This is a genomic window from Chryseobacterium luquanense (assembly GCF_026460945.1).
Taxonomy (GTDB): Bacteria; Bacteroidota; Bacteroidia; order Flavobacteriales; family Weeksellaceae; genus Chryseobacterium; species Chryseobacterium luquanense.
Map to the genome: position 1 here is coordinate 749,023 of NZ_JAOVZV010000001.1, position 22,730 is coordinate 771,752.

At 32.8% G+C, this 22,730-nt stretch carries 22 protein-coding genes; 4 read left to right on the forward strand and 18 right to left on the reverse strand.

The window, feature by feature from the left end:
• Nucleotides 1-51: 51 nt before the first annotated feature.
• From tssD to OEA66_RS03455, 13 genes are all read right to left on the reverse strand, one after another.
• Nucleotides 52-438: a type VI secretion system tube protein TssD gene (tssD, locus tag OEA66_RS03395; protein WP_267280038.1), complete on the reverse strand. Its 387-nt coding sequence runs from the start codon at nt 436-438 to the stop codon at nt 52-54.
• 523 nt (nt 439-961) lie between these two features.
• The gene (locus OEA66_RS03400) at nt 962-2,329 is read right to left on the reverse strand and encodes a DUF5458 family protein (protein ID WP_267280039.1); all 1,368 of its coding nucleotides are present in this window, start codon (nt 2,327-2,329) and stop codon (nt 962-964) included.
• A gap of 11 nt (nt 2,330-2,340) precedes the next feature.
• Nucleotides 2,341-2,805: a hypothetical protein gene (locus OEA66_RS03405; RefSeq protein WP_267280040.1), complete on the reverse strand. Its 465-nt coding sequence runs from the start codon at nt 2,803-2,805 to the stop codon at nt 2,341-2,343.
• 68 nt (nt 2,806-2,873) lie between these two features.
• A complete protein-coding gene (locus tag OEA66_RS03410; protein WP_267280041.1) occupies nt 2,874-4,700 on the reverse strand; it encodes a type VI secretion system baseplate subunit TssF in 1,827 nt (608 codons plus the stop codon).
• Nucleotides 4,701-4,715: 15 nt separating this feature from the next.
• Nucleotides 4,716-5,117, reverse strand: coding sequence for a GPW/gp25 family protein (locus OEA66_RS03415; protein ID WP_267280042.1), 402 nt, complete (start codon nt 5,115-5,117; stop codon nt 4,716-4,718).
• Between the two features lie 32 nt (nt 5,118-5,149).
• Nucleotides 5,150-5,839 (reverse strand): hypothetical protein, encoded by a 690-nt coding sequence (locus tag OEA66_RS03420; protein ID WP_267280043.1) that lies wholly within the window; start codon nt 5,837-5,839, stop codon nt 5,150-5,152.
• Complete coding sequence (locus tag OEA66_RS03425; RefSeq protein ID WP_267280044.1) at nt 5,836-6,405, reverse strand: hypothetical protein; 570 nt, start codon at nt 6,403-6,405, stop codon at nt 5,836-5,838. The genes OEA66_RS03420 and OEA66_RS03425 overlap by 4 nt, the downstream gene beginning before the upstream one ends.
• A 7-nt stretch (nt 6,406-6,412) precedes the next feature.
• Nucleotides 6,413-6,925 carry a type VI secretion system TssO gene (tssO, locus tag OEA66_RS03430; protein WP_267280045.1) on the reverse strand — a complete coding sequence of 171 codons (513 nt, stop codon included), beginning with the start codon at nt 6,923-6,925 and terminating at the stop codon, nt 6,413-6,415.
• A 34-nt stretch (nt 6,926-6,959) separates the two neighbouring features.
• Nucleotides 6,960-8,120, reverse strand: a complete 1,161-nt coding sequence (locus OEA66_RS03435) for a hypothetical protein (RefSeq protein ID WP_267280046.1) — start codon at nt 8,118-8,120, stop codon at nt 6,960-6,962.
• A 66-nt stretch (nt 8,121-8,186) separates the two neighbouring features.
• Nucleotides 8,187-8,615 (reverse strand): DUF3592 domain-containing protein, encoded by a 429-nt coding sequence (locus tag OEA66_RS03440; protein WP_267280047.1) that lies wholly within the window; start codon nt 8,613-8,615, stop codon nt 8,187-8,189.
• A 26-nt stretch (nt 8,616-8,641) separates the two neighbouring features.
• A complete protein-coding gene (locus tag OEA66_RS03445; RefSeq protein WP_267280048.1) occupies nt 8,642-9,565 on the reverse strand; it encodes a TssN family type VI secretion system protein in 924 nt (307 codons plus the stop codon).
• A 44-nt stretch (nt 9,566-9,609) separates the two neighbouring features.
• On the reverse strand, nt 9,610-10,545 hold the full coding sequence (locus OEA66_RS03450; protein ID WP_267280049.1) for a type VI secretion system baseplate subunit TssG: 936 nt from the start codon (nt 10,543-10,545) through the stop codon (nt 9,610-9,612).
• A 2-nt stretch (nt 10,546-10,547) separates the two neighbouring features.
• Nucleotides 10,548-11,198: a C40 family peptidase gene (locus OEA66_RS03455; protein WP_267280050.1), complete on the reverse strand. Its 651-nt coding sequence runs from the start codon at nt 11,196-11,198 to the stop codon at nt 10,548-10,550.
• 123 nt (nt 11,199-11,321) lie between these two features.
• Here OEA66_RS03455 and OEA66_RS03460 point away from each other — a divergent pair, with 123 nt between their 5' ends.
• Together OEA66_RS03460 and OEA66_RS03465 are read left to right on the forward strand one after the other, a co-directional pair.
• Entirely contained in the window at nt 11,322-12,386 is a 1,065-nt protein-coding gene (locus OEA66_RS03460) for a PKD domain-containing protein (protein ID WP_267280051.1), read from the forward strand.
• 19 nt (nt 12,387-12,405) lie between these two features.
• Nucleotides 12,406-14,883, forward strand: a complete 2,478-nt coding sequence (locus tag OEA66_RS03465; protein WP_267280076.1) for an AAA family ATPase — start codon at nt 12,406-12,408, stop codon at nt 14,881-14,883.
• A 53-nt stretch (nt 14,884-14,936) separates the two neighbouring features.
• On the opposite strand, the gene OEA66_RS03470 is transcribed toward OEA66_RS03465, so the two are convergent.
• A complete protein-coding gene (locus OEA66_RS03470; RefSeq protein ID WP_267280052.1) occupies nt 14,937-15,845 on the reverse strand; it encodes a DUF808 family protein in 909 nt (302 codons plus the stop codon).
• A 224-nt stretch (nt 15,846-16,069) separates the two neighbouring features.
• On the opposite strand from OEA66_RS03470, the gene OEA66_RS03475 reads away from it, so the two are divergent.
• Both OEA66_RS03475 and OEA66_RS03480 read left to right on the forward strand, forming a co-directional pair.
• Nucleotides 16,070-16,474 carry a hypothetical protein gene (locus tag OEA66_RS03475; RefSeq protein ID WP_267280053.1) on the forward strand — a complete coding sequence of 135 codons (405 nt, stop codon included), beginning with the start codon at nt 16,070-16,072 and terminating at the stop codon, nt 16,472-16,474.
• 192 nt (nt 16,475-16,666) lie between these two features.
• Nucleotides 16,667-17,533: an alpha/beta hydrolase gene (locus OEA66_RS03480; RefSeq protein WP_267280054.1), complete on the forward strand. Its 867-nt coding sequence runs from the start codon at nt 16,667-16,669 to the stop codon at nt 17,531-17,533.
• A 163-nt stretch (nt 17,534-17,696) separates the two neighbouring features.
• On the opposite strand, the gene OEA66_RS03485 is transcribed toward OEA66_RS03480, so the two are convergent.
• The 4 genes from OEA66_RS03485 to OEA66_RS03500 all read right to left on the reverse strand — a co-directional run bounded on the left by OEA66_RS03485 (nt 17,697) and on the right by OEA66_RS03500 (nt 22,581).
• Nucleotides 17,697-18,413 (reverse strand): DedA family protein, encoded by a 717-nt coding sequence (locus OEA66_RS03485; protein WP_267280055.1) that lies wholly within the window; start codon nt 18,411-18,413, stop codon nt 17,697-17,699.
• 86 nt (nt 18,414-18,499) lie between these two features.
• On the reverse strand, nt 18,500-19,612 hold the full coding sequence (gene prfB, locus OEA66_RS03490; RefSeq protein ID WP_267280056.1) for a peptide chain release factor 2: 1,113 nt from the start codon (nt 19,610-19,612) through the stop codon (nt 18,500-18,502).
• A gap of 236 nt (nt 19,613-19,848) precedes the next feature.
• On the reverse strand, nt 19,849-20,808 hold the full coding sequence (locus tag OEA66_RS03495) for a T9SS type A sorting domain-containing protein (RefSeq protein ID WP_267280057.1): 960 nt from the start codon (nt 20,806-20,808) through the stop codon (nt 19,849-19,851).
• A gap of 417 nt (nt 20,809-21,225) precedes the next feature.
• The gene (locus OEA66_RS03500; protein WP_267280058.1) at nt 21,226-22,581 is read right to left on the reverse strand and encodes an AAA family ATPase; all 1,356 of its coding nucleotides are present in this window, start codon (nt 22,579-22,581) and stop codon (nt 21,226-21,228) included.
• Nucleotides 22,582-22,730: the final 149 nt, after the last annotated feature.

The following is a 22,730-nucleotide window of genomic DNA, read 5'->3' on the forward strand; positions in this document are numbered from 1 at the left end:
TTAGATTAATTGAAACTGATGAAAAAAAATTGGTTTTAAAACAGCAGGTAATTACACCCACTCGTTTTTGTGAGAGGCATTGCCCATTTCGATTTCTTTTGCAGTAAGCACGAAGCTTTCTGTCAAAGGATTTTCTCCAGTAGAGTCAAAGTCTTCTTTGTATTTCACAATATAAGCTTCTTTGAACTTCAGCTCCTTCAATGTAGCATCGCTGTCTCTTTTGATAAAGACAACACTGCCGTCCTTTCTTTCGAATGAATTGGTCATCCACTCAAAAAGATCAGTGGCTCCTGTCCCTTCAACTGTTAAATGTATTTTACCGCCTCTCGTTACGGAAGATGGTCTTCCCGTTGGGTCGGTTTCCTGTAGCATTCCGAAATCTACAGCTAAGATGTTGCGCTCGATACCGGCGGCTTTGAATTTTGCTTTAAATGACATAATAAATATATTTTGGTTAAATATGTAATATGTAATAATACCAATGATGGAAATATACCCTCTGAAATTTTAAAAATATATAGTTTTACAATAACCAACTAGGGAATATATCTTCGTCAAATCTATAAATTTAATTTAACAAAATACATAAATTAATAACATTTTTTTTAATTATTTCACAATAAATAAATTCAATTAATATTAAATTAAGCAATATAAAGCCAAAATAAATAATAATTACATAATTTATTAATATGTGTAATAAATCATTTATAATACAATTTATTTGCAAATAATATATCAATAATTATATCTATCGTAATTGCCAACAACAATATTTTTTTATGAATAAACCAAGTAAAATAAATAATATCCAGAACGTGAAGATTTGATTTAGAATTAATCTTTAATAAAACAATATTGCTGAATTAATAAAAATGTGTTTTTTTCCAGCTTACATAGGTAATGCTAAACAAAAAACGTGGGAATAAATTCCCACGTTCAACATTATAATTACTAAAATTTACTTCTGCTCATATTCTGTATCCCACTCATTGCCGTCGTCTCCTTTATGACCATCCATCTTGATAAGGAAATTCTTTGCAGGGAAATATGGTTTCATATGAATATCCAGATGTATTCTGTCTTTCTGTACAGGATCCTGCTCGAATTTTCTGATCTCAAAATTCTCGATCAATTTACCCGGACCTGTAATTCCGTCAAGAAAACGAACAATCTGGTTCATAATTTCTTTTCTTGTCACCGCTGTAAAGTTTTCAAATGCTCTTCTGTTTAAGAAATCCATCAAAACTTTAGTCACATAATCGAAAACTCTTACAACAGAATAGGTCTGAAGTCCTAAATTATCTCCGTTGAACAAAGTCTTACCAGAGAATGCCATCACTTTTCCGTACTCGTTTACCATTGGGATCAAGCCTAGATTTTCAAGATTTGCGATTTCGCTTTTCTTCAGATCGAATTTCACACCATCCGCTTCATTGATTCCTCCAAACTTTTTACCTGCAGTTACCTGAGACATCAACGTTTGATAGATTTTTCCTGCAAGAGCTGCGGAAGGCGGAATGAATAGATCTTCAGTTTCATTAATATCTTCAAATCTTCCTCTTCCTACCAACCAGTTGCAAGTCATCAAAACATTGGCTCTGTAAACGTCTCCACCAGTCAAATAAGCCTGATCAAACATTTCCATTACATCATCCGGTTCATCCAGATGTTCAAAATCGGTAACCAACATTACTTTGTTTTCGTGCGCCAGTTTTGCCCATTTTTCAACTACTTTATTTGATCCCAAATATCCTGGAATAACTAAGATTCCATAGTTGCTTTTAAGATCCAGTCTATCATAATTGTCTGAAAGTTCTGCGTGGATGGTATCGATAAATCTTGTATTGTCAAGATCTTTCAATTGCTCCAGATTTGCATTGACAATCGTGATGTTTTTCACTTTATCAGATTCTGTATTCTTATAAAATAAAGCAGCCGTTCTGTAATTGGCTTCCAATTCTCTTGTGATATCAACAGCTTTTGATAAATTTTTAGAAAGCAAATCTTCAGATGATTTTCTCTGATCTTCGCAGTTAGCCACCATATCTGTTAAAGATTCGTTGTTGCTGATTACATTTGCCCAAAGTTCAAGAGTTTTCTTCAGCGTTTCTCTTTCTTTTTCTTTACCTAATTCTGTAAGGAAGATTTTTCTTCTCGCTTTTCTGTCTGGATTGATGTTTTGTACGCCTTCAATAGAGGTTTCCAATAAATCGAAACCGCCATATCTTGCTAATTTATTAAGGCTGCTTTCCAGTGATGCAGTTCCTCTTTTTTGCTCAAGTACGGGAGCAACATTTGCCTGTACTGATTCTTCTTGCTTTGCCATAGTTTGTGTTTTTAGTTGTTGTTTGTTGTATTATTGCTTTCCAACTCTTTAATTAAAGACTGAAGAGTATCTACCAATCCTTTTTTAGCATCCGGATCTTCAAGTGCTGCTTTTAGGATTTTATTGGTTTTTAATTGTTTAATGATTTTCTGATACTGATCTTTCTCTGTTTCCAGTCCACTCAAAAATCCACTTTGTCCTGTAATTCCTTTCGTACCGAAATCACCGAGATTTTTGAATTTTAAGTTTTCCATTTTCACAGATCCTTGCGCGTCTTCAAAATCTACTTTTATTTCAGGTTTGAAATGCTCAAAAACTTTATCAATAGTAGTAAGACCTTCTACCAATTCTGGTTTTACAGGATCTTCTGCCGTAAGTTTTTGTGCTAAAAGCGTTCTGTTTTGAGGGATTTCAAAAATTGCCTCACTAGCGTCCAGTGGAACTTCATTCCCACCAATTCCTTTGTTTGTCAACATAAGTGTTTTTTTTAAAGGGTTAATAATTGTGTTTAATTAATGACTTAAAACTATTTTAAGCCACATTTTTATTTTTCAAAAATCCTGTATGGATATATATTTGCCGATGAATTTTTTAATTTAAGTAAAAAGCTCTCACATAAATATTCCCATTCCGAATCTCTAATTGAGTCTTTCACATCAGGGTTTCTGACTAAAAAAATGTCAATGGTTCTGCTAAAACCTCCTTTTAAAGAAACTTCTTTTTTAGTTCCTTTAGAAACCTCAACATTCTTAATGGTATTTTTAAAATGATTTAATCCAAAAATTCTTATATCTGCCACCGTCACAATTCTACCTCTTGTCAGCAATGAATTTCTGTATTCTAAAATTTTATCTTGTGGAGACAAACTCTTTCTGCCGCCGGTGGATGATTTAATCATTACTGCTGTTTTATCCAGCATCACAGTATTGGGACCTTCAACTGATAAAACTGTAGCTGGTTTTATCTCATTCCCTTCCTCTGCTGTTGTGAGCCAATACGAAATATTACAGGCGATTTCAGAATCCTGCGAATCTGCAGTTATTACTAAATATGGGTTATTGGCTTGTGAAAAACTTTTCTCTTTCGCCAGTTGGTGCAATGCCGCAACATTTTGGTTAATCTGCCTTAATGTTTCCTTTGCAGAATCTCCACCGATTCCTGAAAAAGCAGCGGTTTCGTCTTTTATTAATTCCAAAAGATATTGCAGCAGTTCAGAAGCGCTGCGCTGATCAAATCGTGAGACTCCGCCTTTCCTTAAAACCGCAGAAACACCATTACTTTCAGCAGCATAATTTTTCACATCAAACCTTCGTCCTCTGTCATCCGAAACATAATCGAGATCCAAAAAATAATCATCAGACTGGATCGGAATAATATTTAGTCTCCCCGTAACTCTATTATATAAGGATATATTGTGAATATTAACAACAGGAATACAGTTTAGCGTAATGCTCACATTTGTCAAAACATCGCTTACAACGGCTTCAGAAAATTTGAACTTCAGCCAAATAATGTCGTCGTCTTCCGAAAGTTTATTTCCTTTAAAATAATTTTCAAAAAGCTCTTCTTTTTCAGGTTTATCCGCATAAGATAACTTCTCTTTTAATGTGAAAAAGTTTGAGAAATAATATTGATTGACATCTTTATAAATATGCTCCAGATCGGAATAATTCTTTGTAATAATATTTTCAAGATTAATGCTTTCTTGATCTACATTATACCCTTCCTGTAATGAAAATTCTTTTTCTCCGAAATAAATTTTTGCCTGCTTTAAATAATAAAAAAACAGTTCTTTTTGATAATTGTTATTGATATCGATATGAAACATCAGATTTTCAATATCTGTCTTTTCCTTGCAGCGAATTCCTACCCACATTTCTCCTGAAGGAATATGATAATCAGATTTCGTTAATAAATCTGTAAAAAAGAAGCTTTCTATACGGTTTAAAATATTTCCGTAGGCAATATATTCTACTTTTGCCGTGGTTAACTTAGCTTCAATAGTGGGACAAAAGAAAATATCTTTGCTTCCGCTCTCACTTGGATTGAATACATTATGAATACGTTTACTGGTCTTAAAATGACTGTACAAAGATATTTTCGACTGATTTTCCAAAGGAAAAACCTGAATCAAAGATCGTGAAGGAATAACTCCCGAAACCTCTTCCGGAAACATAATTTCAAGAATCCTTTCTATAATTCTAGAACGTGAACTTTCGAGCTCAAAACCTAACTTTTCAAGCTCAGAAGCTGTTGCAGAGAGAAGCAGGCTTACAATTGGGTCAAATGAAGTTTCTGCCTCCAGCTCATTATATCCCCAAAGTCTTGCGGCTCTTCTCAGTATTCTATCTTTAATTCTTTCTTGATTCATTTGTGTTTTTGTGTTTTAATAGGAAAGAGGTCCTACAAAAAATGAGTTCTGAAAAAGAAAAGGTCTGTTGGTTTCCAAAACCTGACCTTTTACAGAGATTACGACTCTCTTCTTCATTCTTCTTTTTCCAATGGTTCCCAGGTTGTGGTCTTTCACAGAGACTTCCACATCCTCGAGCAAAAGTCTTTTTTCGTGCATCACGATCGATCTTTTCATAGAACTGACAATGAACTCTTTTAAACTGTTGTCGGTTTTAAGCAGATCAAAATCCATTTCCCAGATCTCCGTTCCAAAAGTTTCATCAAACTTACATTCTCCCAAAGCCGTTGTAGAAATCAAAAAAATATGCTGGCTAATGGAATTGTCGATAGAAATTTTGTCGGCATCTTTTTTATTGACAATTGCCTCAAAATCCATTGGTATTTTATAATATATGCCTCTCATTATTTCTAAAAATAAATTGTTCTTTTAATATTACCTTTATCGTCATATTCAAAATTCTTCGCCACATTACTTCTTCTGATAATCTGCAACTCTACTTTTGGTGTCAGTTTCAGAAACTTCTCGCGGTATAAAATATCCCCGATAAAACTTTTACCATCATTATTATCGACAATGATAAAATATTGAGTGACTAGATCCGGTTTTTCAAATTCATTGATATTACCTGAGTAAAGCATTACGTTTTGTCCATTTCCGGAAAGCTGATATGTAAGTTTATCCTGATCAAGTCTGCGATGTCTGGAAATATCAAACTTTTCAACACTTTCCCAAAGTGGTTCATAAGCTATGTTTTCATATAAAAAAGAAGTTTTATCAAAACGCTTAATTCCTAAAAATGATAAAAAACCTTTCTTTGTTGTTGTCTTCACAAAGCTTAAGGTATCTCGTGTTACCTGATAAGCTTCTGTTTCATTGGTTTTGTCGTCTGTAACAGTTAGTTTATACGTAGGAACTTCAATTTCTCTATTGTTTATTTTCAAATGAACTTTTCCGACTTCCTGATCCGAAATAATCATTGATATGGTATGCTTACGAAGTCCGGAATCTGTTCGCACAATAATTTCATCTCTTTCATTTTCTGAAGAAGAGTTTTTGCTTATTCCAAGATTTAAATTAAGTTCCGGAAGCGGGCTCATTTTTTCTCTTTTTTAATTTTTACTTCGTCAGTTTTCTTAATTTTATAAGCCAACAAACAATCTAATTGATTATCAATATCCAGATTTTGAACTTCACTTACATACAGTTCGTAGTTCTTTTTATAAGTATATAATTTAATCAGGTCAATATCGTTTAGCCTTAACTTTTCAAACTCCTTTTTGCTAAGCTGTTTTGCGAAAAAGCCTTCGCAATTCAAAGAAAAACCGTTTTTATAGGTTACAACTTCCCCTGTTTTAAAGAAAATATCTAACACCTTATCTTTTTTCACACACACATTTTTATCTAAAACCTGAATGTACATAAAGACTTTATTTTTTCTTTTTCCCAATTGCAGCGTAGCATAAACATAGTCGCTGTTGTTCACTCTGAGATGTAAAGCAGGTGTACTTGCAAACTGTTTTTTATCGAGTTTCTGCTTTGTCTGCACAATTCCGCAATCGTAACTTGGAACCGCTTCTAAGCTATCTGAAACTATTTTCTCCTGAGCATTTGCCGGGAAAAAGCCAATAAGAAAAATAATAAATATGAATATCGATTTTTTCATTTTTCGATTATTGAGCCTGATATAATTGTCTACAAACATCAAGGTCTGTTCTTATTTTATCATATTCCGCTTTCAGCGTTTTATTGATGGTACTCAAACTGTCCATTGTCATTTGATTTCCGGATAATTGCTTAATTTGTTTTTTAGCATCAACCAAATCTTTGAATGTCATAATCGTATTATTGTACATTATTTTATTCTTCAGGGTATCTTTCGGAAGCTGTTTGTACATATCCGCTAAAATTGACAATGATAATTTTTCATTAAAAAAATCATTCTGCCCGGGAACCCCGATTGAATCTACAGATGCTTTTACTTTTTCTAACTGGAAAGAAAACTTATCCTGAGTTTCCATTTCTTTTTTCATTTTGCTGTTTTCAGCTTTCAGCAAACTGTTTTCTTTGAAAGGAAAATAGGCATTGAAAAATACGGCCACAAGCAAAACAATTACGGTAATGACGAAAAACAGGATGAAAAAGGAAAATGCTCTTGAGCGTTCTTTTTTATTAAGGACTTCCATATGATTGAGTAATATTTGTGTTTTTAACTAAGTTTTAATCTGCAAGAAAAGTTCTGCTTCGTTTAGCGTGAATGACAGAATCCCTGTCATCTGTATTTTCGGAGACGAATATGCTTCCGTCGCGTTTTTTGCCGATGTAATCCAATCTGTTGAGAACTGAGTACAGATCTTCCAGCGTTTTCATAAAAATCTTCACTTTTGCAATCGTTACATCCATATGATTATGGTTGTAATCAGTATTGATGACATCTGTAAAAATAGTTTCAAAATAGCCTTGGCTTACATTACACCATTCGGCAAAATAATTGAGAAGTTCTTCCTTTCCGGCACCTGAGCGTGCGTCGATAAAATTTTTCAGCACTCTTGCCAAAGCAACAACAGAAAGCAACATATTGGCAGGCGGTGTATGTGGAGAAAGCCATCTGAATCTGTTGATTTCCTGACCAAGATAATTAAGTGTTTTATCAGCCATCAATCCCATCATTATAGCCAGAGAATTGTTCTGTTTTTTAACGTGGATTTTCTGTTCAATCTGTACGGCATAAAGTTCAATCTGTCCATAAAAGCGGTCGATTTCCACATATAGATCCTGTAATTTTTTTGAACTTGTAATACTCATACAAGGCGAAATATAATCTTCATCAATTCTTGATTCACCTGCATTGACCAATATTTTCCCAATCGTTAAATAACCTGTACCAAATCCTAAAGTATTTTTAAGTTCATTTTGAGGAACAAGATTTAGTGAATATTCTGGTTGTGTGTAAGGATATCTTGGTGGGTTTTCTTCAGGATCGGGTTCGCCAAAAGGTGTTCTTTTAAAATGATTTACAGAAAGACAAGCCATCAAAACCACACTTTCATTATCTTTTATTTCATAGGCCGCCTCCGGATATGGAATTGATAAATTAATGGCTTCTGAACTTCCGGCCCCTATGTCTATCCTTGCCCCGCTTGGAGTGATTGCGTGACATTCTTCAACTTTTATTCTCAGTAATTTGTGGTTATCAATTATGAGACTCAGTTTAATAGAATCATTCACAGGCAGTAATCCGTAGTTAATCATTGATGTATGGATTCCGACAGCATCTCTTACAGAATCACTTACAAAATCCTGAACATCCGCAAAATGGTTTTTATTGATCTTCATCCCGTCTATCCAGTTTACGGGGAAGTGGTTTATCTTTTCTATCATTGTGTTTATATATTCTTTTAAATTTGATTTATAAAATTTTGGATCTACTCTTTAAATATAAAAATTTTAGTTTTTTCTTTGAAATGTAAAAGCTATAACTAAAAGAAGTAGAGAAAGTCCTCCAACAATTGTTGTAAAAAGCCATTGGTTTAAAAAGCTATTAATTTTGGCATCTTGCGGATTTTCTTTTGAGTAGACAATTTCAACCTGACTACCAACCGAATATGGTTTTGAATTTCCATGTCCTACATTTGACTCTACTTGTGTAGTTCGATTTTGTAGATCTTTAAATTCGAATTTAGGGTAGTAATAAGTAGTATTTTTTGTTGTTCTTTTGTTACCGTTTTTCTTCGTTTCTTTCTCAGATGTAGTTCTGTAAGAAATGACAGTTGCTTTTGTTGTAATAGCATTTTCTAAAAATGTGTACTTATTGTACCCCATATACACAGCTATACCTAAAAGAATTAATCCTATTGATAATAAACCTTTATTCATTTTATATTTATTTTTTGGGATTTTATTTATTCTGTTGTAGCCCGTTCGTTATCTTTTTCTTTGTTATATTCAAAATCAGGAACTTCACTGACAATCCTATCTTCCGTAAGCTTCAGTTCATCAGATCTCATACAAAAAACCACACTATTTTCTTCAATTCCATTCATGTAAAGCGTGTAGTCTGGATCTATATATTTTGTAGATTCATACCATTTCGGCTGAAGAAAGAAAACCCAACTGTAAAGTCCGTTTGATCCTTCAATTTCTATCTGATCTTCAGAATGTCTCTCATTGTAATCGATAACGAAGTTGTAAAATAGCCTTCCAAAATCAACTCTTGTTGGTCCTTTTGCGCGATAAACACTATATTTTTTTGCATAACGGTCTTTATCCATTAAAAAAGTAAAGACTACTAAATCTCTCATTTCCTCGTCGCTAACTCCCGCCAATTCTTTATAATTTTCCGGAAACTGCCATGTTTTATATATTTTAGGAGGAATTGCCATGGCCTTATTAAACGTATCATTCAAAAATGTGGGAATGAAGAATACCAGAAAATGTCCCAACATTAAAAATGAGAAGTCAATTCCATTTAAAAAAGTAAAAATTAGCGTGAAAGGAATTGTTGAATACATCACCGTTACCGCTGCAAAAAGATATTCTGTTCCGCTTTTATTTCCTCCAAATTTTTTGAAATAAGTTCTGTACATCGAGCAATGTATAATCCCCATTATCAACGAACAAGCCTGATAAAAAACAAATTCATAAAGATTATTGTCCTGGAAAAGTTTATTAAACCCTAAAAACGCAATAATTGAGTAAATAAATACTACTGAAAATATGTACGTATAAAATTTACCCTTATATTTCTGCTTAAAGTCCGGGACTTTTTGTGAAAAGACCATCGTAAGAATAATACTGATCGCTAAAAAAATAAGAATAGCTGCCAATATTTTGGGTTCAAATAAATTAATAAAATATTTTTTCAACTGTGTCATATACGTGTATTATAGCCTAATATTGAGTACTGCTGTGCACTAAATTCGAATTCCTGTTTTTCTTCCGGAAGCAAAATTGTCGTTTCTATCTCTACTTCGATTGGAAAAAAATATTCATAAAATAGATCTACAAATTTTTTCATTGCACCATCATGAATAAATTCTGAAAACCCTGAATTGACCAATGGACCAATCTGAAGATTAAAATGGCTGGAATAATCATCATAACTATTCCCCGTTATAAGCTCCAATCCCAACCTGGTGTTTCCAAGTAATATACTTTGTTCTTCATCCATATATTTTTGATAAGCTTTGGTATTTGTACTTACTTTTTCTTCTATTAAAGATGAAAGAATTTGGCAAGCTAAATCTATATTCCCTACTATTTTATAAGCATAAGGAAGTATTCTGATAAATTTCGACACCAATAAAGGCGGAAGATCTCTGCTGATTCCCCAAAAATCATAAAACATTTCAGGTACTAAAAAATTATTCAAATCGGATAAAAAATCCTGTTCAAATCCTTCAATTTCAACTCCGTAGCTAAATATTTCATTTTCAAAAGGCTGAAAAAACTGTCTTGCTGCTTTTTGTTGCTTTTTTTGAATCTGATGTTCTTTAATCATTCCATCAACATCTTTTCCCGGAGCATCATTTCTTGCTTCATGGTTTAGACTTTCAGGAAGCATATCGTACAAACTATCACGTGAAAGCAGTATTGTCAAAAATTGATCTGCATCAAGATCGTAGTCCACAATCCCAGAATCTAAGACATCATACCTAAATGCTCTTGAAAACTGACCTTGTTTGAAAACTACATACTGCGATTCATCTATATCTTTATTTTTCAACAGATTATTAATAATAACTTCGGCTCTGATGTCATTTTTCAGAGAAGTAATATGTTTCGCAAGATTATTAAGTTTTTCCATCGTTAATTCTTTGGTTTTAATCTTCCTGCAGCAACATATCTGAGCTGAAAGTATTCATTATTAAAATCATAGATGTTTAAACCATCAGATGTACAAGCTAATATTCTGTCATTATTTAAATAAATTCCAACATCCGAGATAGGATGCATTTTATCATATCTGAAAAACAGAATATCGCCTTCTTTCAAAAAATTTCTTCCTGTAAATAACTGAATTGATTTTGAACGAAAAATTCCGTCCGGAGTTTTCTGAAAAGTTTCGCCATACACATCACTGTATAAAGATTGTACAAAGTAAGAGCAATCAACACCTTTTTTTTCTTCTAAAGTTTGTTTTTTATACGGAGTTCCTATCCATCGATCGATGTAGGAGTAGAGTTTATAATTGTCAACTTCCTTTGGCATGACTTCCATAATTATCGAATATTTCTCTTTAAGGCGAAGTTCTTCGTCACTTAATTTTTCAACATTATCATCTACATGGGAATATTTAGAAACAAAACTATTCTTTACATCTTCTGTATTCTGGTTGTACGCTTCAGCCGAAAAATTATACGGAATCTCTTGAATATACTGTTTGCTGGTACAGGAGCATATAAAAAGCAGAGATAGAGAAAATGCTGCTGATTTGTAAAATTGCCGTTGCGAGATCATTATTAAATCATTTGTGTTTGACAAATATATTTAAAAAAGTAATACAAAAATTATTTTTATTGTAAAAAAAAATTTGTCTATCAAAAAAATCATAGATATATTTGCGAGGAACACAAAAACAAAATGAAAAAAATCAAGATTAATTTATTTTCAAACGTCGATCCCAAGGTTTACATAAGTCTGGGAATTCTTTTACTACTAAGTTTAATAGTACTCTTCTACCAGTATACTCGTCATGTTGATTGCGAGAACGCAAAGTTTATTATTCATTCTGATGAATTTATGATAAATCGGGTTGTAGAATTCTACGATAATACCGAAGGTGCAAAATCATGGGATTGGGATTTTGGAGATGGTACAACTAGGGATAGAAGACAAAGAACCTTTCATAAGTATATGAAACCAGGAGAATATATTGTTAAATTAAAAATTAATGGTAACTGCGTTCATGAAAAACTGATTACTATTTCAAGTATAAGTCAACAAAAAGGATATTTACCCACGATTATTAGTCCGAATGTTGTCACAGTAGGAGAATCAATTAGTTTTGATGCTTTTAAAGAAGACGGAGAATCTTGGGAATGGAGTTTTGGTGAAAATGGAGGAACGGATGCCTTAGAAAGAAATCCATCTTATAAATTTAAATCTGTGGGTGAAAAGAAAATCACGCTTATTGTAAATGGCGACGTGGAACATACTGCCGTAAAAACGATTTATGTTGCACCAAAAACCATTATTGCAAAACAAAAAATCGATATGAAATCTTATGAATTTGAAAGACCTCATGTTGCTTTTTCTCTTCCCGTAGGAAGTGCCCAAAAAGACCCTTTGGTAGATATGTTACAGTATATTCCGGTATCTCCGAAATCAAAATCTAAGAAAGATTCTATTGCTGCTGAAAATAAAGTTCCCGAAATTTCTAATGAACAGTTCCAATTATTACTAAATCAGGTTGCTGCACAGCTCAAAACAAAAGATGATTTTAAAGATTACCTCTGCGGAAGATTTGATATTCCTGTAGTTGTTAATGATAAAAAATTAGTTCCTTTTGATCAGTTTTGTCAGCTGATTTCAGGAAAAAAAATAAAAATTAACGCACTCAGAATCAATAAAGACCAAAAAAATTGCATCCAAAATTTGAATATTCAATATAAGGTTAAAAAAATGATGATTTGGGTAAAAGAATAAAAACACAAAATACATTATGATGAATCAAGAAGAAATTACCTACAGTTCTGAGGTAACTAAAGCCCTCAATATAGCTCAAAAAATTGGTCGAGAAAATTTAAATGCATATTTTACAGGAGCACACTTATTAAAAGCGATGCTCAACAGAGATTTATCCTTGTTGAAACATTTGGAAAATCTCGGAGTTGATGTTTTTTACTTAGAAGAATGGGCAGAAGTCCGTATCGAGGAATTGCCAAAATCTCCAAACAAATATTCTTGCGAACCTGATGAGATTATTGATGAAATTTTTGCTGAAGCAGATCAAATAAGAGAAATGTTGGATGAGCAGGATATCTCACTTTTTGCTGTAATGACTGCAATCAGCTCTCCCGGTGTAGCTTTTAGCTTTGATCAGATGAAGACATTTCCCGTAACCAGAAATGAATTATTAAAAGACATATCCTCATTTGGAGAAGAAAATATGATTGGGACAGCTGAACCTGCAAAAAAAACTAACAAAGGTTTTATTCAGAAATACTGCATCAATACGAAAGATAAAATCAAGAAAAAAAACAAGAAAGAATTATTAGTCGGAAGAGATACGGAAATCAATAAAATTACCGAAATCTTATGTCGGTACAGCAAACAAAATGTTCTTGTAATCGGAGATCACGGAGTTGGAAAAACTGCATTGATTGAAGGTTTTGTACAAAAAGTTTTATTGAAACAAATTCCTGATATCTTGGGCGGATTAGAAATTTTCGAGCTTGATATGGGAGCACTTATTGCCGGAGCTTCTTACAAAGGTGAAATTGAAGACCGCATCAAAAATATTGCTCATGAACTCAAAGCTATTCCTAAATCGGTTTTGATCATAGAAGAATTTCATTCATTATTTGGAAGTCACGGTTCAGATTCCGGGATTATTAACCTTTTAAAGAGTGAGCTTTCCAATGGTCTTACATTGATTGCAACCTCCACAATAGAAGAATTTACCAAAAAAATTGAAAAAGAACAAGGTCTTGCGGGAATGTTTGAGCTTCTAAAGTTAGAAGAAAGCACAGATGAAATTCATTTCAGAATGCTGAAACAGACTTTGGAAGATTACCAGATTCACCACAAAATAAGCATTGATGATCAAACAATGAAAGAAGCAATCAGACTTTCCCAAAGATATATGAAGGAAAAAAGTCTTCCCGCTTCTGCGATTGATCTGATTGACCACACAATGTCGGTTTTGAAAACTGCAGGAGAATCTTTTTTAAAGGAAAGAAATCATCTCGTTACAAGAATTATTCATCTTGAAGACAATACCAATAATTATTCTGAAGATGAAAGAAAGATGCACGCAGACTGGCTTTTGAAAGATTTGGTAGAAAAAACGAAATATCTGATTAGTACTGCAGACAGCAATCAGGAAGAAAATGAGCTTCCCGAATTTGAAAATACAGACGAACTTTTAGCATTTGCAAGAAATCTTATCGAAAAAACTGAGAAAATTGCTCAGGAAAAAAGAACAAATATTACCGATTTCGATTTAGCTTTGATTATCTCTCAAAAAACAAATATTCCAACAGGAAAGCTGAAAGAAGAGGAAAAACAAAGACTTAATGAGATGGAAGATGTTTTGGCTAAAAGAGTTGTCGGGCAAGATCACGCCATTACGATTGTATCAGAAGCCGTATTAGAAACCCGTTCAGGATTAAGCAAGGCAGGACAACCCATAGGTTCATTTTTCTTTTTAGGACCAACCGGAACCGGAAAAACAGAATTAGCAAAATCTTTAGCAGAATTTCTTTTTCAGGATGAAAATGCCATTATCCGTTTTGATATGTCGGAATTCAAAGAAGAGCATTCTGCAGCTTTGTTATATGGTGCTCCTCCAGGATATGTCGGTTATGAAGAAGGCGGACTTTTGGTCAATAAAATCAGACAAAAACCCTACTCTATTGTTCTTTTTGATGAAATTGAAAAAGCTCACACATCGGTTTTTGATGTTTTCCTTCAAATTATGGATGAAGGAAAATTACATGATAGATTAGGAAAAGAAGGTGATTTTTCTAACGCTATTATTTTATTTACTTCAAATATCGGTTCAGAATTTATTGTTGAATCTTTTGGAAATGGAGAAATCCCACAATCTTCTAAATTATTGGAAATGATGAGTCGTTTTTTCCGTCCGGAATTTTTGGGACGATTGACAGAAACCATTCCTTTTGCACCAATTAGTAAAGATAATGCACTGAAAATATTTGAGATTCACTTGAAAAAAGAATTGCTGGATTTAGCAAAAGGACTAAATATTAATTTAAATATTGCTCAGGAAGCAAAAGAATTTTTATCACTCGAAGGTTATGATATTAAATATGGAGCAAGACCATTAAAAGGTGTTATACGAGGAAGATTGAGAAGACCTTTGGCCAAAAAAATTGTTTCGGGAGAATTTAAAGATGGTGATGATATTGAAGTTTCAATTGCTGAAGGAGAATTGATTTGGAGAAAAACCAATGAATAGTTTTTGATAAAATACACTTCCACTTATCTAATTTAATAAATGGAAGTGTCTGTTTATTTATTTCTTTGTGCTAATGAATAAACTTTCTTTCCACCAGTAATTACAAACAAAGCAATTAATCCCCCTGCCAAACCAAACAAAACCTGTTTCAACGTTTCGTGCCAAGTTGGTAAAGCGTGATGAAGCTGATTGATGTTATGATCAAAAATCCCTCCTGCTACCAAAATCAATGCAATTGTTCCGATAATTCCTAAAGATTTTATTACCCAAGGAAGTGCCTTTACAAGCAAATGTCCCAGTTTTCCAAAGAAGCCTTTATCGTTGCTTTTTTTGATTAATTTAAAACCAGCATCATCCATTCTTACAATTAATGCTACAATTCCGTAAACACCGACTGTTGCGATAATTGAAACAATTGAAACAGTAACAATCTCTACAAGAAAAGGATTAAATTGTGATTTTAATGCTTCGTAGCCATCTTTTGCTGCAGCTAATGCAATAATTACAATTTCAAGAGACAAAATAAAATCGGTGGTCACTGCAGATTTTACTTTAGCTTTTTCAGCCACTTCACCCTCTTCAACTACATCATCAGATTCTTTGATAACTTCATGCCCCTTCTTATCTCTGTGAAACAAAAATTCGACAATTTTTTCGACGCCTTCATAAGCAAGATAAAACCCACCAATGATTAAAATAATCTTTATTGCAGGCGAATACAGCCATTCCAGCAGAAAAACAAAAGGAACAATAATCAGTTTATTGATAAACGACCCTTTCATAATTTTCATTAATACGGGAATTTCTCTTGAAGAAAGAAAACCTGTTGCTTTTTCAGCATTTACGGCAAGGTCATCACCCAAAATTCCTGCTGTTTTTTGAGTCGCAATTTTACTCGTGACTGCTACATCATCCATCAAAGCAGCGATATCATCTAAAATCGCAAAAAAACCAGAAGCCATAGTGTTTTAATATTTTTTTAATAAATGTTAAGTCTTACAAAAATATAGATTTAATTTGGGATTATAAACCAATCTTTAATTTAACGCAAAGTCAAACAAAGAATTTAAAATTATGAATGTTTCTAAAGTTATACAAAGGCGTAAACTTAACATAGAAACACAAGCCTTCTTACTGATGACAAATTGCGAACAATCTTAAAAAGTTTTTGCTTAAATTTATTTTAATGAAAATATTTCCGAAAATTTTAATTACGCTAATTGCACTTGTACTATTTTCAAGTTGCAAAGAAAAATTGGCAGAACCTATATTATTTTTTGAAAATTATGATTTAAAATCAGGAAAATATAGACTTGAAGGTCACCAAATTGAAGGCAAAATTATAGACGATTTTAAAAACTTTTATATTGATGATCCTGAGACTTTAATTAAAATTCAAAAACAATGGATTTTCAAATATAAATCAGGCATACAACCTTGTGGTTACGGATATTCAATTGTTTTAAAGGAAAATAATAAAATCATCAAACAGACTTTGGTAAATATAGATTGTGAATATATGTCGGGCTGGATTTACTTTCCGAAAGAATATCTTACAGACCACAAAAATCATTTTGTTAAAATGAATTAGTCAGATTGAAAATTAAACAGTCAGCATATTTTTTGGTTTTGAAGCCGATTTTCTTTCGAGGTTTCTCCGTCATCGCTTCGTCATGTCTCCGTCTCAATAATTATTTTGAAATTTCGTCTAAAAAATTAAACAGACAGTAAAAATCATATCTTTAGATTATCATTAAAATCATTTTCTCCTTACCTTTACTCTATGAAAAAGCTGATTCGCAATTACCATTTCTTTGTTTTAGGGTTAATTGGCTTGGTTTTAAACTCTTGTAATACCCGAAAATTTAAAATTTGGGTGGGAACAAATAACGAACAGAAAATTTACAATCTGAAATATGGCGAACACAAACGTCAGAAAATGGATGTATTTCTTCCTTCAGATTATCCGCAAGATTCACCTGTTGTTTTGATTGTTCACGGTGGCGCCTGGAAATACGGGCGTAAAGAACATATGATTCAAATTCAAAAAATGCTTTTTAAAAATCAGATTCCGAGCATTAATATAAATTACAGACTGGTTTCAAAGCATTTAACGTATAAAGAACAGCTTGAAGACATCAACTCTGCGATTGAAAAATTCAATTCTCTCTCAGAAAAATCTGAATTGCTTCCCAATAATTACATTTTACTCGGTGAAAGTGCAGGAGGACATTTAGCATTACTTTACGGCTATCAAAATCCTGATAAAATAAAAAAGATAATTTCTTTGAGCGGTCCGACAGATTTTTATTCTCAGGAATACCTGAATTCATTTTACTCAAAATATACTTCGGGAACCGTTCAAAAAATGGTTGGAGCTAAATTTCACCGTAAAAATTTATCTGAAGATTTTCAAAAAGCAAGTCCGATTGCCAATGTTACCAATGTTCCGACACTTTTGTTTCAGGGAAACCAGGATTTTTTAGTCAATCAAAAACAAGGTTTGGCTTTAGATTCTGTTTTAACGAAAATGAATATTCCGCATAAATTGGTTTTTATGGATAAAACCGGTCATGCTCCTAGATTTTTCAATAAGAAAAAAAGAGACAGCATTATTTATCCAAATATTTTGGAGTGGATAAAGAATTGAATTAAATCACTCAATTGGAATTTTCCTCGCCGATTAAGGGATTTAACAGATAATTTACCCTGAAATAAATCTGTTGAATTTGTAAAATCTGCATGAGATAAAACTCATTCAAATCAAAAAAATAACCCGCAAAATGCAGGTTATTTCTATTATTTTAAGTTGATTATTTTTCTTTGTCAATTAAGTCATCCAAAACTTCATCTTCTAGTTTCGGGTTTTCTTTTGGTGCACCAAAAACAAATTTAAGTATTACAGGAACTGTTGTAACCAATACGATAATAATGATAATGAATTCTAACTTTTCTTTCAGATTAATTCCGAACTGATCCATGAATAATTTATCAAGATAATGACCAGCAAAAATTAAGATAAATGACCAAAGTACGCCTCCAATAACATTATCTCTTACGAACTGTTTTCTATCCATCTTCACAATCCCAGCAACAATCGGCATAAAAGTTCTTACAACAGGTAAAAATCTCGCCATGATAATTGCTAAAGCACCGTTTTTTTCAAAAAAGTCATGCGCCTGATACAAATATTTCTTCTTGAAAAGCATTGTATCTTTTTTGTTATATAAAGCCGGCCCCGTTTTTCTTCCAAACCAATACCCTACCTGATTACCCACAATAGCAGCAATAGCAACGGCAGTCGCCAAAATAGTTGTATCTAAAAAGTCACTCCCTGTAGAACCAAAAGTTTCTTTTATGATGTCTACAGCATAAATTCCTGATACGAAAAGCAGTGAATCTCCCGGAAGGAAAAACCCTACAAATAAACCAGTTTCGGCAAAAACGATGAATAAAATCAGCCAAAACCCACCCATCTTAATATAAAGTTCGGGGTTTAATAAATCTCTCCAAGTATTAATGTCTTCCATATATATAGCTATGACGCAAAAGTAAGCTTAATACCTTTTAAAAGGAAATATATTAGCATATTTTAACTTAAATGTAAACATGATTTTTATAAATCTAAATCGTCATCTGAAACCGCAGTTCCATCCGCCATAAGATACGCTTTTAAGAAAGGAGTAAGATTTCCGTTCATTACCGCATCAACATCTGAAGTTTCGTGAGCCGAACGCACATCTTTCACCAATTTGTAAGGATGCATTACGTAATTACGAATCTGGCTTCCCCACTCTATTTTCATTTTACCGGCTTCAATTTCGTTTCTTGCTTTCAGACGTTCTTCTAATTCCATTTCGTATAATCTGGATTTCAAAAGCTGCATTGCTTTTTCCTTATTCTGAAGCTGAGAACGGGATTCTGAGTTTTCGATGATAATTCCTGTCGGAGCGTGACGAAGACGAACCGCTGTTTCCACCTTATTTACGTTTTGCCCACCTGCTCCGGAACTTCGCATCGTTTCAAATGAAATATCGGCAGGATTGATGTTAATTTCAATCGTATCATCCACCAAAGGATAAACATAGACCGAAACGAAACTCGTGTGACGTTTTGCATTAGAATCGAAAGGAGAAATCCTTACCAATCTGTGAACACCGTTTTCACCTTTAAGATAACCGAAAGCATATTCACCATCAATTTCTAAAGTCACTGTCTTCACTCCTGCAACTTCACCTTCCTGATAATTAAGTTCTTTAATTTTATATCCTTGCTTTTCTGCCCACATGGTGTACATTCTCATCAACATTGCAGCCCAATCGCAACTTTCTGTTCCTCCTGCTCCTGCTGTAATTTGCAGAACTGCCGAAAGCTCATCACCTTCGTTGGAAAGCATGTTTTTAAACTCAAGATTTTCGATTTTTTCTAGCAATTGCGGGAAAGTTTCGTCTAATTCTTTTTCTGAATCGGGATCTTCCTTGGCAAATTCTAATAAAACCTGCAAATCTTCAAACTGAGTATTGATTTCCTCATATTCTTCTACCCATTTTTTCTTGGAGCGAAGCTGTTTCAGGAAAACTTCTGCTGTTTTAGGATTATCCCAAAATTCAGGAGCCGCAGTTTTTTCATCATCGTTTGAAATCTCTATCTTTTTTTTGTCAATCTGAAGATATCTGTGTAAATCTTCAATCCTGGACTGAACTTCTTTTATATGGTCGTTGTTAATCAAAACTAAAAAATTTGAAAAGCAAATTTACGGATAAAATCATGAGTAATTGGTAATGTGTAATAAGTAATAGTAATTGCTGGAAATAAATTTCAAACTAGTAACCTCATTTTAAAATTTATTAAAATCTTAAAAAATGTAGGGCTATTAAAAAGAAACAAGCCGATTAATTAAAACCGGCTTATTGCACAATGATTGCTTGTAAATTATATAATAATCAAAGTGAAAAAAACTCTATCTTATTTTTTAACAACTTTTTGAGATGTTAATGTTCCGTTTTTATTTTTTAGTACCAAAATATAATTTCCTTTATCTAAAGACGAAAGATCTAATTTTGATTCAGGCTGAATATTAGTTTTAATTGATTTTCCTGAAAAATCTAAAATTTCGATTGAACTTACCTCTGAAACATTCGCCAAATTCAACTCACTTGAGAACGGATTAGGGTAAACCGATTTTTCTTTAACTTTTTTTGCATCAGAAACAGATAAATTAGCAACCTGCGCAGAAATTCCAAATACATTAATGACGGTTGCTGCCGTAGATGTTTTTTTAACGGTAACCGAAGTAATCAGTTTACTTTGATTTGCCGTACTTATCGCCAATGTAATCTGATAAATTCTTGGATTTGTACCACCTGCTGCATCTAATACATTGGTAGCTCTGTTGATTCTACCAATCCCTTGAATTGCTGCATTAGTTCCACCATACCAATCCTGAAAATTTGTACTGGAAAAAACCTGTGTGGTTCCATCCTGAAAATTAACGGTAATATCACCCGTTGAATCTCCGCTTCCGCTCACCGCCAAAACGTAAAGATTATTGGCAGCTTTTGGTGTTGCAAAAGTTAGCGTACCTGCATCATTCGCATTGGGAAGTCTCAAAGAATTATTTCCTGAATAAGAAGCCATTTGATAAGTCAATCCGCTTGTTGTTGCTACCGCAGAAGTAATCAAACCATTTTCCGGTAATCCGTAAGTTAAAGCTGTAGCCGAAGAATTTACTTTAAAATCTCTAGACATATATGCGAAATTATCGGTGTCTTTATCTAAACTCATTGTTGTTGAATTCAAAGACGGACCCACTCCGTTTGCAATAACATCTGCATTAAATCCCGTAACCGTTAATGATTGATAAGTTTGTGCATTCAACTGAGCTAAAGTTAAAATAACCCCTAAAGAGAGTAGCTTTCTTTTCATAATTTTTTATTTTAATGTAGATTAGTTTTTAGAATAAGTTAAGCTTCTTTTAGAATCAAAACCTCAACAAATATATTAGATGACCTCTGAAAAGCACTACTCTGAGCGTAGAAAGTACATACTCAACACATACTCACCGCTTATAGAATTGATACAAAAGCAACATCTAAACAGTTAACTATAATTTATGACAGCAAAAACTTAAAATAAAAACAGAAAATTTACAGAATACAGAAATACTGTGAAAAATTTACAATAATCAAAAAGTAATAATTTAACAATATTTACGAAAGAAAATGATATTAAATTGAAAGTTCGATGTTCCAGATTATTTAAGATTTAAAACAAAAAAAATCCATTACTATTTTTTAATCAAACAGTAATGGAAGTCTATAATTTCTTAATTAAAACGAGAATCTATTTCTTATTTTCGTGTTCATCATTATGTTGAAAACCAATTTCTCTTCTCGGTGTTTCAACTGCCTGATAAGTTTCCAGTTCAGATTTTAAAGCATGAATTCTCATTTGGAAATCATCAAGATTATTAATAATGACATCATTCAAAAATTGGGCAATCTGAGTAAGATATTCTTCAGTCAATTTCGCAGCAGCATCTCTTAAGGCTCCGTTCAAAAGAACCTCATCGATAACCATTTTCTCATTTTTCACTCTTTGATAACGATTTTTAATACGCTTTTTTAAACTTTGAGTAAAATCAATCAACATGGTATTGCTGAAAACTTTCATTTTTGAGGCAATATTATTCCAGAAAGGAATTTTATCTGCTTTATTGTTTTTAAGAATTTTGAAAAGGAGTGAATCTTTATCGAGATTTTTAGTCATAGAATACAAAATAATCTCTGACCTTTCTGATGCATTTGGCGGGAAAACAGGAACCAGAACATCAAATCTTCCGGGTGCAAGAATTTCTTCGTCAATATCTGCAACAGTATTTGCTGAACCAACCATTAATACTTCTTCGCTTTCAAACTTTGAAATGTAATGGAGAATTACTTCCTGAGATTCAAGATTACAGGAAGCAACATCATTTTCAGCTTTTCTTGCCATCATAATTTCGTCAAAATCTTCTAAGAAAAGCAAAACTTTATCTTCTTTCATCATTTTCACCAGAAAATCGTTGAAGTTGGTTTCATTTCCATCCACAAAAGAAGTTCCGAGATAATGTTTTTTGACTTCTTTAAATTTATAACTAATGATTTCAGCAATTTTGTTTGCCCAAAAAATCTTTCCGCTTCCGGGAGGTCCATATAAAATAATTCCTGCAGGTCTGTTGATTCCCCAATCTTTGATTTGTTGAGGATTTAAAAACGGTTCCAAAACACTTGAAATATAAAAGAACAAATCTCGGTAACCGATAAAATCTCTTTGCTGTAATTTGGTTTTATTGCCAAAATAATTGTAAACGAATTTGTAGTTGCCACCTAATTTCTGATCAATTCCGTAACTTGAAATCGATGAACGGAAAAATCCGTTATCAAAAATATTTGACGGGTTTTCTTCAATGGCTTTTTCAATTTTATCTTTAGGCTGATTTATTGTTTCTGCGATTTGCTCGACGGTTTTGTTTTCATCTAAATCTTCTTCATACTGCTTCAGAAAATCTACATTTTCGCGGGCAAATTTTTCAAAATCTTCTTTTACTTCAAAATTGGTCGAAATACAATCAATCAAATCAAGATCAAAATCCTGAATAAACTGTTTGATAGCTTCTGCGGAAACATTCAATTCTTTTGCAAGCTGGATTAACTTCATACAAACATCTTTAATTCAAATTTAATGATTTTTTTGAAAGCTGGGACAGAAGTTAGAAGTTAGAAGTTAGAAGTTAGAAGTTAGAAGTTAGAAGTTAGACAAAACTAATTCATAATTCATAATTCATAATTCATAATTCATAATTCATT